The 12,612-nt window shown below is 74.5% G+C and carries 11 protein-coding genes; 7 read left to right on the plus strand and 4 right to left on the minus strand.

Going from position 1 to position 12,612, the window contains the following annotated elements; all coding sequences use genetic code 11:
- The first annotated feature begins 36 nt into the window (after positions 1-36).
- Positions 37-1,680 (plus strand): DUF885 family protein, encoded by a 1,644-nt coding sequence (locus tag FHL79_RS09075; RefSeq protein WP_138758284.1) that lies wholly within the window; start codon positions 37-39, stop codon positions 1,678-1,680.
- Here the strand turns inward: FHL79_RS09075 and FHL79_RS09080 are convergent.
- Positions 1,670-3,604, minus strand: a complete 1,935-nt coding sequence (locus FHL79_RS09080; RefSeq protein ID WP_138758285.1) for an alpha/beta hydrolase family protein — start codon at positions 3,602-3,604, stop codon at positions 1,670-1,672. The genes FHL79_RS09075 and FHL79_RS09080 overlap by 11 nt on opposite strands.
- 60 nt (positions 3,605-3,664) lie before the next feature.
- Here FHL79_RS09080 and FHL79_RS09085 point away from each other — a divergent pair, with 60 nt between their 5' ends.
- Positions 3,665-4,810, plus strand: coding sequence for an acyl-CoA dehydrogenase family protein (locus FHL79_RS09085; RefSeq protein WP_138758286.1), 1,146 nt, complete (start codon positions 3,665-3,667; stop codon positions 4,808-4,810).
- A 115-nt stretch (positions 4,811-4,925) separates the two neighbouring features.
- Positions 4,926-7,472: a glycoside hydrolase family 3 C-terminal domain-containing protein gene (locus tag FHL79_RS09090; protein WP_138758287.1), complete on the plus strand. Its 2,547-nt coding sequence runs from the start codon at positions 4,926-4,928 to the stop codon at positions 7,470-7,472.
- 37 nt (positions 7,473-7,509) lie between these two features.
- Here the strand turns inward: FHL79_RS09090 and FHL79_RS09095 are convergent, their stop codons facing one another.
- Complete coding sequence (locus tag FHL79_RS09095; RefSeq protein WP_281283862.1) at positions 7,510-7,785, minus strand: glycoside hydrolase family 3 N-terminal domain-containing protein; 276 nt, start codon at positions 7,783-7,785, stop codon at positions 7,510-7,512.
- Between the two features lie 69 nt (positions 7,786-7,854).
- A complete protein-coding gene (locus FHL79_RS25755) occupies positions 7,855-8,373 on the minus strand; it encodes a glycoside hydrolase family 3 N-terminal domain-containing protein (protein ID WP_246080548.1) in 519 nt (172 codons plus the stop codon).
- 9 nt (positions 8,374-8,382) lie between these two features.
- Between FHL79_RS25755 and FHL79_RS09105 the strand changes: the two genes are divergently transcribed.
- Both FHL79_RS09105 and FHL79_RS09110 read left to right on the plus strand, forming a co-directional pair.
- Positions 8,383-9,672, plus strand: a complete 1,290-nt coding sequence (locus FHL79_RS09105; protein ID WP_138758289.1) for an MFS transporter — start codon at positions 8,383-8,385, stop codon at positions 9,670-9,672.
- 157 nt (positions 9,673-9,829) lie between these two features.
- Complete coding sequence (locus FHL79_RS09110; protein ID WP_138758290.1) at positions 9,830-10,024, plus strand: DUF3046 domain-containing protein; 195 nt, start codon at positions 9,830-9,832, stop codon at positions 10,022-10,024.
- 22 nt (positions 10,025-10,046) lie between these two features.
- Here the strand turns inward: FHL79_RS09110 and FHL79_RS09115 are convergent, their stop codons facing one another.
- Positions 10,047-10,904 (minus strand): NAD(P)H-binding protein, encoded by an 858-nt coding sequence (locus FHL79_RS09115; RefSeq protein WP_138758291.1) that lies wholly within the window; start codon positions 10,902-10,904, stop codon positions 10,047-10,049.
- Between the two features lie 104 nt (positions 10,905-11,008).
- Here FHL79_RS09115 and FHL79_RS09120 point away from each other — a divergent pair, with 104 nt between their 5' ends.
- Entirely contained in the window at positions 11,009-11,398 is a 390-nt protein-coding gene (locus FHL79_RS09120; protein WP_171058090.1) for a winged helix-turn-helix transcriptional regulator, read from the plus strand.
- Between the two features lie 168 nt (positions 11,399-11,566).
- On the plus strand, positions 11,567-12,607 hold the full coding sequence (gene recA / locus FHL79_RS09125) for a recombinase RecA (RefSeq protein WP_138758293.1): 1,041 nt from the start codon (positions 11,567-11,569) through the stop codon (positions 12,605-12,607).
- Positions 12,608-12,612: the final 5 nt, after the last annotated feature.

The following is a 12,612-nucleotide window of genomic DNA, read 5'->3' on the forward strand; positions in this document are numbered from 1 at the left end:
GCAGGATGACGCCCGTGACGCTGACCCGGCCGTCGGATGACTGACCTCGAGACCCTTGCCGAGCAGTTCTGGGAGTGGCGGTCCGCCCAGCAGCCGCGCTCCCGCGACGACATCCCGCGGATCGGCCGGCCGGCCGGCTGGCTGCCGGACTTCTCGGCCGGCGCCGTCGCCCGGTACCGCCGGGAGCTCGACGGGTTCGCCGACCGGCTGGCCCGGATCGACGTCGGTGCGGACCGGGCGTCCGCGGTCGACGCCCGGTTGCTGCGCTCGGCGCTGGCGCGGGTGCGGTGGGAGCTGGACGTGCTCCGCAGCTGGCAGCGTGACCCGGGGTTCTACGTCGACCAGACCCTCGGCTGCGTGTTCGACCTGCTGACGCCGCTGGGGGTCGACGCGGCGCGGCTGGCCGACGTCCGCCGGGTGCTGGCGGCCATCCCGGCGCTGCTCGACGTCGGCAGGGAGAACCTCGCCGGCGAGGCGGTGCGGGAGTTCGCCGGCCTGGCGGTCACCGCCCTGACCTCGGTGGCGGACGACGTCGCGGCGACCGTCGAGGCGCTGGGCGCCCTGCACCCGGCCGGCTGGAGCCCCGACGACGACCGCGCGCTGGCCGTCGCGGGCGCCGACGCCGCGCAGGCGCTGGCCGCCTTCCGCGACCACCTGGCCGAACAGCTGCCGGGGATGGCGGGCGCGGAGCCGGTGGGGCCGCACGCCTTCGGCTGGTTCCTCCGCGAGGTCGCCGTCCTGCCCCACACGCCGGCAGAGCTGCTCGAGATCGGTCGCCGGGAGGCCGAGCGGGCCGCGGTCCTCGAGCTGCTGGAGCGCAACCGCAACGGCAGCGCCCCGGGCGGCCGGCCGGTGCCGCGGTTCACCACCGGTGCCGAGCAGGCCGATGCCCAGGCCGCCGCCGAGCTCGCCGTCCGCAGGTTCCACGAGGACCGCGGGCTGCTCACCCAGCCGGACACCCTGCGGCACTACCGCACCCACCCGATGCCCGCGTACCTGGCCCCGATCGCCTGGTGCGGCGTGGCCGACGACCTCACCGGGCCCGACCGGCTGGAGGAGGACGGGTCGGCGTTCTTCCCGCCGCCCGGGCCCGACCTGCCCTACTTCTACGCCGCCAACGCGCACGACCCGCGGGCCGGGATCATCCACGAGGGCGCCCACCACCAGCAGCTGGCGCTGTCCTGGCGGCACCCGCGCGCGGTCCGCCGGCACTACTACGACTCGTGCGCCAACGAGGGCATCGCCTTCTACAACGAGGAGATGGTGCTCGCCTCGGGGCTGTTCGACGACGCGCCCGCCACCCGCGAGATCGTCTGCAACTTCATGCGGCTGCGGGCGCTGCGCGTGGTGGTCGACGTGCAGCTGGCGCTCGGTGGGCTCGACATCCCCGCGGCGGCCGCCCTGCTCGAGGATGAGGTGCCGATGGACCGCGAGACGGCGCTGGAGGAGGCCGCCTTCTTCGCCGCCACGCCTGGGCAGGCGATGACCTACCAGGTCGGCAAGACCCAGGTCCTCGGTCTGCTCGCCGACGCCTCCCGGCAGCCGGGCTTCTCGCTGCGCGCCTTCCACGACCGGCTGTGGCGCGAGGGCAACGTGCCGTTCGCGCTGCAGCGCTGGGAGCTCCTCGACGACCGCCGCGACCTCGACCGGATCGAGGAGCTCGCGCGCCTCACGGCGTGAGCCAGCGGCCGAACCACTCGAGCAGGATCTCCAGCCGCTGCAGGCGGTGCACCGGGCTGCCACTGCGGGTGAGCTCGTGGCCCTCGCCCGGGAACCGGATCAACTCGACCTCGCGGTCGAGCAGTGTCAGCGCCATGAACAGCTCCTCGGCCTGCCCGATCGAGCAGCGCCGGTCCTCCTCGGAGTGCACGATCGCCAGCGGCGCGGTGATCTGCCGCACCAGCCGCAGCGGCGAGGCCTGCCAGTAGGAGGCGGCGTCGTCCAGGTGCGAGGCGCCCAGGTAGGCCTGGAAGAACCACGGCGCCTCGTCCTTGGTGCCGGCGTCGCTGTAGAGGTCGTACGGGCCGCGCTCGGCCCAGCCGGCCCGGAACAGGTCGGTCTGCGCGAGCAGGGAGGCGGTCAGCAGCCCGCCGTAGGAGCCGCCCATGACGCCGACCCGGGCCGGGTCGAGGTCGGGGGAGGAGTCCAGCGTGGCGCGGAGCACGGCCACGACGTCGGCCACGTCGGTGACGCCCCACCCGCTGCCGGGCACCGCCGCGTGCGGGCCGGCCACCGTGCGCATCCACGCCGTGCCGTAGCCCGCGGAGCCGCGCGGGTTCAGGTAGAGCACCGCGAACCCGGCGGCGACCAGCACCTGCAACTCGTGGGAGAACTGCCAGCCGTACTGGGTGCCGCCGCCCTGCAGCCACACCACCAGCGGGTGCGGTCCGGCGCCCTCGGGCCGCACGAGCCACGAGTCCACCGTGACGCCGGGGGCGACCGGCACGTCCGCGTGCCGGGGCGCGACCAGGTCTCGTCGGACCGCCGCGCTCGGAGCGTGCCGCACCTGCTCGGTGCCGTCCGCCGCGACCACCGCCAGCAGGGGCGGGTCCACCGGCCCGGAGGTGACGACGGCGGTCCGCCCGCCGCGGACGTCGAACGCGGTGACCCGCCGCTCCCCGCCGACCAGCACGCGGTGCGACCCGGGCTCGGTGGCGGAGAAGGCGCGGACCCCGATCGCGCCGGCGTCCTCGACCACGGCCGCGACGGTCGTCCCGTCGGTCCACGAGATCGAGGAGCAGTCGCGGTCCAGGTCGGCCGCGAGGTCGGTCAGCGCGCCGGTGGCCGGGTCGAGCACCGCCAGGTGCGCCGCCGCGGGGAAGCCGGCGATGTCGGTGACCGTCAGCGCGATCAGCGAGCCGTCCGGCGAGGGCACGGGGGAGGCGTGCAGGAGGTCGGTGCCGGTGAGCCGGCGCGGCTCCCCGTCCAGCGGCTGGACGAAGACGTCGTTGACGATGCTGCGGTCCGCGCCCGGGTGCCGCTTGCCGACGAAGTACACCGACCGCCCGTCGGGGTGCCAGGCGAACTCGGCGTCGTCGAAGCCGCCGGTGGACAGCCGCGTGGGTGCCGCGGTGCCTCCGGCGTCGACGAGGTACGCCTGCCGTGGCCGGTCCACCGTCCAGCCGACGCCGTCCTCCCGGTAGCCCAGCGTGGTCAGCCGCCGCGGCGGGCGGCGGTCCGCGGGGAGGTCGTAGTACTCCCGGTCGACCGGCTCCCGGACGACGATGAGCAGGCGCCGTCCGTCGGGGGACCAGGCGAGCTCCTCGACCGGGTCCGGCCACCCGGCGACCGCGGTGCTGACCGCCCCGTCCGGCGCGAGGAGGCGCACCTCGCAGCCCTCCGGCCGGTCCACCACGACGGCCAGTCGGTCGTCGGCCGGTGACCACCGCGGCAGCCGCACCGGGCCGTCGGCGTCGACCGGGTCCAGCGGTGCGGTGCCGTCCACCGGGCCCGCGAGCACGTCGCGGCGGTACCGGTTCGCCGCGACGTCGGGCTGCGACACGGCCACGGCGACCCGCGCGCCGTCCCGCGACAGCACGACCTCCCCGATGTCGGCGAACCGGCCCAGGTCGTCGGGGAGCACGGGGTGGGGGTCCGTCGTCACCGGGGGATCCTCGCAGCACGTGTCCCACGCCCGCGGGACGGCGTCGGCCACACTGGTGGCATGCGTCACTCGCTCTACGAGACCGAGCACGAGGACTTCCGGAAGAGCGTGCGCGCGTTCCTGGAGGAGCACGTGGCACCGTTCCACGACGACTGGGAGCGGGCCGGGATCGTGCCCCGCGAGCTGTGGACGGCCGCCGGTGAGCAGGGCCTGCTCGGCATCGGCATGGAGGAGCGGTTCGGCGGCGGCGGGGTCCGCGACTTCCGCTGGTCCTGCGTGCTCAGCGAGGAGCTGACCCGGATCGGCGCCAGCGGGGTCGGCTTCGGGCTGCACGACGACGTCGTCGGCCCGTACCTGCGCGACCTGGCCACCGAGGAGCAGAAGGAGCGGTGGCTGCCCCGGTTCTGCTCGGGCGAGCTGATCACCGCGATCGCGATGACCGAGCCGGCGGCGGGCAGCGACCTGCAGGGCATCCAGACCACCGCCCGCCGGGACGGCGACGGCTGGGTGCTCAACGGCTCGAAGACCTTCATCACCAACGGCATCAACGCCGACCTGGTGATCGTGGTGGCCCGGACGGCGGCCGACGTCCCGGCGTCCCGCGGTCTGAGCCTGCTGGTGGTCGAGCGCGGCATGGCCGGCTTCAGCCGCGGTCGCAACCTGGACAAGGTCGGGCTCAAGGCGCAGGACACCGCCGAGCTGTTCTTCGACGACGTCCGGGTGCCCGACGCCAACCTCCTCGGCGTCCAGGACCAGGGCTTCTCCCACCTGATGCAGAACCTGCCGCAGGAGCGGTTGCACATCGCCGTCTCCGCCGTCGCCTCCGCGGAGACCGTGCTGGCGCTCACCGTCGAGTACGTGACGACCCGGACGGCGTTCGGCCGCCCGGTCGGCTCCTTCCAGCACTCCCGCTTCGTGCTGGCCGAGCTGCAGACCGAGGTGACCATCGCCCGCACCTTCGTCGACGAGTGCGTCCGTCAGCTGGACTCCGGCGACCTGAGCGCCACCGATGCCGCCATGGCCAAGTGGTGGACGACGGAGCTGCAGAACAAGGTCGCCGACCGGTGCCTGCAGCTGCACGGCGGCTACGGCTACATGAGCGAGTACCGGGTGTCCAAGGCCTGGCGGGACGCGCGGGTGCAGTCGATCTACGGCGGCACCAACGAGATCATGAAGGAGATCGTCGGCCGCTCGATGGGCCTCTGAGGGCAGCGGTCCCGTCCAGTGGGAGCCGGTTGGTGGGTCGCTCAGCCGACTCTCAGGATGGACGGCGACCCGGGGGACACAGGAGTCCGTCCCGGCGCACCGAGGGGATCGCCCCATGACACCGCACCGCACCCGACGACGCCTGCGCGCCGGCGTCGCCATCGCTGCCACGGCCGTGGTCGTCGCCGGCGGGGCCGCGCCCGCGCTGGCCGATCCCGCGCACGGCAGCCCTGGTCAGGGACCCGGACAGCACGGCGTGGACCGGCAGCGGATCGCCGGGCTGGTCGCCCGGATGACGGTGCCGGAGAAGTTCGGCATGCTCGGCGGCACCACGGGGGCCAACGGCGCGGCCGGTGCCCTCCCCGGTGTCCCCCGTCTCGGCGTGCCCGGCCTGGACATGGCCGACGGGCCCTCCGGCGTCCGGGCCGCCGAGCCGGCCACCGCGCTCCCGGCGCCGATCGCGCTGGGCGCCACCTTCGACCCGGACGCGGCCGGTGCCTACGGCGGGGTGCTCGGGCAGGAGGCTGACGCGCTGGGCATGGAGGTGCTCCTCGGCCCGATGATGAACCTGGTCCGCACGCCCTACGCCGGGCGCAACTTCGAGACCCTCAGCGAGGACCCGCTGGTGACCGCGGAGCTCGCCGCGCCGCAGGTGTCGGGGATCCAGGACCACGGCGTCATCGCCACCGCGAAGCACTTCGCGGCGAACAACCAGGAGCTCGGCCGGCAGGGCATCGACGTGCACGTCGACGACAAGACCCTGCACGAGACCGAGTTCGCCGGGTTCGAGGCGGTGGTGCAGGCCGGCATCGGTGCGGTGATGTGCTCCTACAACCAGGTCGACTCGGTGCAGGCGTGCGAGAACGCCGAGCTGCTGACCGAGGTGCTCCGCGAGGACTGGGGCTTCGACGGCTTCGTCATGACCGACTGGGGCGCCTTCCACGGCGCAGGCGCGTTGGAGGCCGGGCTCGACGTCGAGATGCCTCGCCCGACGGCGGCGTTCACCGACCTGAACCGGGACGCCAACGGTGACGGCGTCGTCGACACCGCTGACCTGACCCCGTCGGTGGCCGCGGCGCTGGACCGCGCGGTGACCGGCGTGCTCACCGCGATGGCGGAGGTCGGCCTGCTCGACGACAGCGGCGAGCAGCCGGCGCGGGCCACCGAGGCCAACGCGGCGGTCGCCCGGCAGGTGGCCACCGACGGAGCGGTCCTGCTGCAGAACGACGGGACACTGCCGCTCGGCGAGGACGACCTCGAAGGCGTCGCCCTGGTCGGCCCGACGGCGCAGACCCCGCTCATCGGTGGCGGCGGTAGTGCCCGGGTCACCCCCGACACCGGTGCGGTCGACAGCACCGTGGAGGTGCTGCGGGCCCGGGGCGCCGACGTCCGCTGGGCCACCGGTGAGGACCTGGAGGGCGTGCTCGTCCCGGGCTCGGCGCTGAGCACCGGTGCTCCGGTCGACGCCACCTACACCGCGCCGGTCACCCAGACCGTCACGGTCACCGCGCCCACCGCGGGTGCGTACTCCTTCCACGTCCAGACCACCGGGCCCGGCGTCCGGATGGACGTCGAGGGCGTGCCCGGCACCGACGGCGAGGCGTCCACCCAGCGCCGGTTCGGTGCCGCCGGCGGCAGCCTGATCCCCACCGCCGACGGCCGGACCAACGACACGTACACCGTCGACCTGGCCGCGGGCCAGCAGGTGACGCTGACGCTCAGCTGCGACAGCGCCCAGGCCGGGCCGGTGGCCGCCTGCCAGCCCACGGTGGAGCAGCCGCTCGCCCTGCGGCTGGCCTGGACCACGCCCGAGCTGCGGGCCCAGCGCATCGCGGAGGCCGCCGCGGCCGCCGCGGCCGCCCGCACGGCCGTCGTCTTCGCCTACAACGAGGGCACCGAGGGCGAGGACCGGCCCTCGCTGGGGCTGCCCGGCTTCCAGGACGAGGTCATCGCCGCGGTGGCCGCGGCGAACCCGCACACCGTGGTGGTGCTGAACACCGGGGACCCGGTGCTGATGCCGTGGCTGGACGACGTCCGGGCCGTGCTGCAGATGTGGTACCCCGGCCAGGAGGGCGCCGAGGCCACCGTCGACCTGCTCACCGGGGTGGCCGACCCCGGCGGCAAGCTGCCGGAGACCTACCCGGCCGCCGAGGATGCGACGCCGGTGAGCGACCCGGCCAACTACCCGGGGCTGGACACCGACGCCGACCCGGTGCCGGACGTGCAGACCTACACCGAGGGCACCGACGTCGGCTACCGCTGGTACGCGGCCACCGGCACCGAGCCGCTGTTCGCCTTCGGGCACGGGCTGTCGTACACGTCGTTCGACTACTCCGGCCTGGAGGTGCGGCGCAGGCACGACGGCCTGCGGGTGTCCTTCACCGTCCAGAACACGGGGGACGTCGCCGGCAGCGAGGTGCCGCAGGTCTACCTGGGCCGCGGCAGCGCGGTGGACACCCCCACAGTCCAGCTCGCCGGGTTCGACCGGGTGACGCTGGAGCCGGGGGAGGAGGCAAGGGTCACCGTGGAGGTCGACGAGCGCCTGCTCTCGGTCTGGGACGCCGCGACCGACCAGTGGGTGCGCGCGCCGGGCACCCGACCGCTGTCGGTCGGCGCCGCCTCGGACGACCTCCGGCTCACCGGCTCGATCACCGTCCGCTGAGCCCTGCCGGGCCCCGCCGGTCAGCGGGGCCCGGCTGTCAGCACGTCAGCTGGCCGAACCACTCCCCGAGGGCCAGCACCCGGCCGGCGGACTCGGTCACCCGGCGGGCGAACGCCTCGTCGCCGCCCGCCCGGTCGGCGAGGGCCGGCGAGATCGGGGCGGCGTCGGCAGGGCTGACGGTCAGGACGACGTCGACCCCGGCGGCCACCGACTCCACCGCCCGCTGGGCGACCGGGGTCTGGGACACCGCCTCGGCGTCCCCGACGTCGTCGCTCATCACCACGCCCGAGAAGCCCAGCTGCCCGCGGAGCAGCTCAGGACGGCGGGGGAGAACGGCGCCGGGGAGTCGGGGTCCAGCCGGGGTAGTTGGCCGAGCTGACCATCACCGCGCCGACCCCGGCGTCCACGGCCGCGGCGAACGGCGCCAGGCACGGTCCTCGGGGCTGGTCTCGGGGTCGGGGGCCTCCAGGTCGGTGTCGGTGTTGACGCGCACCCGGCCCAGCCCGGGGAAGTGCTCGGCGGTGGCCACGACGCCGGCGTCCTGCAGCGCCTCCACCACCGTGGTCACCGACGCCGCGACCGCCTGCGGGTCGCTGCCGAGCTGGCGGTCGCACGCGCCGATCGGTGGGTTGTCGGCCTCGGTGCCGGCCGGCACGGTGTCGGCGACGGGCCCCAGGTCCATGGTGATCTCCGCATCGTGCAGCTGACCGGCCCAGCCGGCGGTCGCCGAGCGCAGCGCGGCCGGGTCCTGCCGGCCCCGCCCCAGGGCGGTCGGCACCCGGTCGAACCCCGCGCCCTTCAGCGTCTGGACCGGCCCGCCCTCCTGGTCGACGGCGATCGTCCCGTCCCCGTGCCTGCTCCTGTCGCTCGTACCGCTCTGCCCGGCGGTGCTGTCCGGCACACTGCCCGGGTGACCGGAGCGCTGCCGACGACGGCCGACCGTGCAGCCGTCCAGCGCCGCACCGTGGCGGTCCTCTCGGCCGGGGTGGCACTGGGCGGCCTCGGGGTGACCGTGGGGATCACCGTGGGCGGGCTGCTCGCGCGCGACGTCGCCGGCAGTGACGCGGCCGCGGGCCTGGGGCAGACCGCCAGCGTGCTCGGTGCCGCGCTGCTCGCCGTCCCGCTGGCCCGGATCAGCGACCGGCGGGGACGGCGGGTGGGCCTGGCCAGCGGCTACGGCGTCGCCGTCGTGGGCGCGGTCGTCGTCGTCGGCGCCGCCGCGCTGTCCTCGCTGCCGCTGCTGCTCGGCGGGCTGTTCCTGTTCGGGGCGTCCACCAGCAGCGGCCTGCAGGCCCGCTACGCCGCGGCGGACCTCGCCGAGCCCGAGCACCGCGGCCGGGCGCTGTCGCTGGTGGTCTGGGCGACGACGATCGGCTCGGTGCTCGGCCCGAACCTCGCCGAGCCGGGCAACGACCTCGGCGCGGCTCTCGGCCTGCCGGACCTCGGCGGGGCGTTCGTGCTGTCGATCGCGGCGTTCGCGTTCGTCGTCCTGGGCGTGCTGCTGCTGCTCCGCCCGGACCCCCTGCTGCTGGCCCGCCGGCTGGCCGTCGGCGCCGACCCGGCCGGGCCGCCGCCGCGCACCGGGGCCGCCGCGGCACTGCGTGCCGTCTGGGTCGTGCCCGGCGGCCGGCTCGGGCTCACCGCCGTCGTCGTCTCGCACGCGGTGATGATCGGGCTGATGGTCATGACACCGGTGCACATGGGCGCCGGGCACACGGGGGCCGAGGGGGCGACGCTCCGGGTCATCGGCCTGGTGATCAGCGTCCACGTGGCCGGGATGTACCTGTTCTCCCCGGTTGTCGGCTGGCTCGCCGACCGGGCCGGGCGCGCCGCGACGGTGGCGCTGGGCGGGGTGCTGCTCCTGCTCGCCGCCGTGGTCGCCGGCACCGCGCCACCCGGTGCGGCGGTCCAGCTGGGCGTCGGCCTGTTCCTGCTCGGGCTGGGCTGGTCCTGCGGGCTGGTCGCGGGCTCCACCATGGTGACCGAGTCGGTGTCCGCGGAGCTGCGGCCGACCGCCCAGGGCGCCACCGACCTGCTCATGGGGCTGGGCGCGGCGCTGGCCGGCGCCATCGGCGGACCGCTGCTGGCCGTGGGCGGCTTCGACCTGGTCGCCGTGGTCTCCGCGGTGCTGGTCGTCCCGCTGGCGGTGGTGTGGACCGTGGCGCGGCTCACGCCCGCGGGTCAGCGCCGGTTGCGGTAGTCGCGCACGAGCAGCACCAGGGTGACCAGCAGGACCCCGGCGATCCCGATCTGCAGGACCGCGTCCCAGGTCGGCGATCCGGTGCTCAGGCCCATGCTGGCAGCGTAGGACCGGACGGCCGCGGCGAGGCGGATGCGCACTCGGTACGGTCGTGGCCGTGCGCCTGCAGGAGTTCTGGTCCCGGATGGAGCAGCACTTCGGCTCGATGAGGGCGCGGACCGTGGCCGGTGACCACGTGTTCAGCACCCTCGACGGGCGGACGGCGGTGGAGGCGATCGACGCCGGCGTGCCGATCCGCACCGTGTGGCTGGAGATCTGCAAGGAGTACGACATCCCGCCGAAGGACCGCTGAGGCACTCCGGCGGGACGACGCGTCAGCGGCCGAGGACGGTGTGCACGTACTCGGCGAGCGTCGTGGTCGGGCGGCCGGTCAGCTCCGACAGCGCCCGGCTGCCGGTGTCCAGCGCGCCCTGGGCGATCGCCTGGTCCAGCCCGACGACGAACTCCGCCGTCCCCTCGGGGAGACCGGCGCCGAGCAGGGCCTGGCGGTGCTCCGCGGCCGTGAGGTCGCGGTGGGTCACCGGGCGGCCGGTCTCGGCGGCGACCGTCTCGGCGAGCTCGGCGATCGTGAACGCCTGGTCGCCGCCGAGCTCGACCACGCCCGGGGTCGGCTGCTCGGCGGTGAGGACGGCGACGGCGGCTGCGGCGAGGTCGGCCCGGGTGGCGGCGGCGATCCGGCCGCCGCCCGAGCTGCTGGACAGCTCGCCGGTCCGGGCGGCCTGCTCGATCTGCGTGTCGTAGTTCTCCAGGTACCAGTTGTTGCGCAGGACCACGGCCGGGATGCCGAAGTCGGCGATCAGCCGCTCGGTGGCGATGTGCTCGGGGGCGAGCGGCAGCGGGGTGTCGTCGGCCTTGGGCGCGCTGGTGTAGACGACCAGCGAGACGCCGTCGGCCTTCGCCGCCTGCAGCACGTTGGCGTGCTGGGGCACGCGCTGGCCGACCTCGCTGCCGGAGACCAGCAGCAGCCGGTCCACGCCGGTCAGCGCGGCCTCCAGGGCCGCCGCGTCGGCGTAGTCGGCCGGGCGGACCTGCACGCCGCGTCCGGCGAGGTCGGCGGCCTTGTCCGGCGTGCGGACGACGGCGACGACGTCGGTGGCCGGGACACCGGCGTCCAGCAGGCCGGTGACGACGAGGCGGCCGAGGTGGCCGGTGGCTCCGGTGACGGCGATCATGGGGACTCCTCCGAGTGCTCTCTGTCCGTATGGCACTAACCATTGGTTAGTACGGCTGTCCTGGACGGTACACTCGGCCGGGACGACGGGAGGAGGCGGTGGGGATGGCCGAGCAGACGGTCGAGGAGCTGGTGGCCGACGTGTTCAGCCGCGGCTGCACCTCCCGCGAGGCGCTGGAGCACGTGACCGGGAAGTGGTCGCTGCTCGCCCTCTCCGCCCTGGCCGAGAGCCCGCACCGGTTCGGTGAGCTGCGCCGGCGGATCGAGGGCGTCAGCGAGAAGATGCTGGCGCAGGGCCTGCAGACCCTCGAACGAGACGGCTGGGTGCACCGCGAGGTCCACTCGACCATCCCGCCGCACGTGGAGTACCGGCTCACCGGGGCCGGCGCCGAGCTGGTGCCCCACCTGCTCGGTCTCATCGACTTCGTCGAGGGGCGGATGCCCGCCGTGCGCGCGGCGCAGGCCGCTGCGGACCAGGTGCGCCCACCCCGCTGAGGCGCCGCGCGGCCGCCCCGGCGTGTCGCTGGAGTCGAACAGGTGTTCGGCCTACGGTGTCCACAGGTCCGGTCCGCGTCCACAGATGTGCCCGGTCCGCCGAAACTGTCAGACCCCCGTCCTAGCGTCGTCGACGACCCGCTACAGCGACATCCGAAGGTGGCCATCATGGCAACGCTCGACCGCGACAAGGCCCTCGACATGGCCCTCGCCCAGATCGACAAGCAGTTCGGCAAGGGCTCCGTCATGCGCCTGGGCGACTCGCCCGAGGTCGCGATGAAGGTGATCCCGACGGGCTCGATCGCCCTCGACATCGCTCTCGGCGTCGGCGGCCTGCCGCGTGGCCGGGTGGTCGAGGTGTACGGCCCCGAGGCATCCGGCAAGACGACGGTCGCCCTGCACGCGGTGGCCAACGCCCAGGCCGCCGGCGGCATCGTCGCCTTCATCGACGCCGAGCACGCACTCGACCCCGACTACGCCCGGGCGATCGGCGTCGACACCGACGCGCTGCTGATCAGCCAGCCCGACACCGGTGAGCAGGCGCTGGAGATCGCGGACATGCTGATCCGCTCCGGCGCCCTCGACCTGATCGTCATCGACTCGGTGGCTGCACTGGTGCCCCGCGCCGAGATCGAGGGCGAGATGGGTGACAGCCACGTCGGTCTGCAGGCCCGGCTGATGAGCCAGGCGCTGCGCAAGATCACCGGTGCGCTGAGCAACTCCGGTACGACCTGCATCTTCATCAACCAGCTGCGCGAGAAGGTCGGCGTCGTCTACGGCTCCCCGGAGGTCACCACCGGTGGCCGGGCGCTGAAGTTCTACTCCTCCGTCCGGCTCGACGTGCGACGCATCGAGACCCTCAAGCAGGGCACCGACGCGGTCGGCAGCCGGGTGCGGATCAAGGTCGTCAAGAACAAGGTCGCCGCCCCCTTCAAGCAGGCCGAGCTCGACCTCATCTGGGGTACCGGCTTCAGCCGTGAGGGTGGTCTCATCGACATCGGGGTGGAGCAGGGCTTCGTCCGCAAGTCCGGTGCCTGGTACACCTACGACGGCGACCAGCTCGGCCAGGGCAAGGAGAACGCCCGCACCTTCCTGCGGGACAACCCCGACCTCGCCGACGAGATCGAGAAGAAGATCAAGGAGAAGCTGGGCATCGGCGTCGCCAAGGTCGACGCGGCCGACGTGGCTGCCGAGCCGGCCGACTTCTGATCTCG

Source organism: Modestobacter altitudinis, from assembly GCF_005930475.1.
GTDB lineage: Bacteria > Actinomycetota > Actinomycetes > Mycobacteriales > Geodermatophilaceae > Modestobacter > Modestobacter altitudinis.

Bases quoted from the DNA above. Each gene is read 5' to 3' on its own strand.
- FHL79_RS09075 (WP_138758284.1), top strand. From the start codon at position 37: ATGACTGACCTCGAGACCCTTGCCGAGCAGTTCTGGGAGTGGCGGTCC.
- FHL79_RS09085 (WP_138758286.1), top strand. From the start codon at position 3,665: ATGCGTCACTCGCTCTACGAGACCGAGCACGAGGACTTCCGGAAGAGC.
- FHL79_RS09090 (WP_138758287.1), top strand. From the start codon at position 4,926: ATGACACCGCACCGCACCCGACGACGCCTGCGCGCCGGCGTCGCCATC.
- FHL79_RS09115 (WP_138758291.1), bottom strand. From the start codon at position 10,904: ATGATCGCCGTCACCGGAGCCACCGGCCACCTCGGCCGCCTCGTCGTC.
- FHL79_RS09120 (WP_171058090.1), top strand. From the start codon at position 11,009: ATGGCCGAGCAGACGGTCGAGGAGCTGGTGGCCGACGTGTTCAGCCGC.
- recA (WP_138758293.1), top strand. From the start codon at position 11,567: ATGGCAACGCTCGACCGCGACAAGGCCCTCGACATGGCCCTCGCCCAG.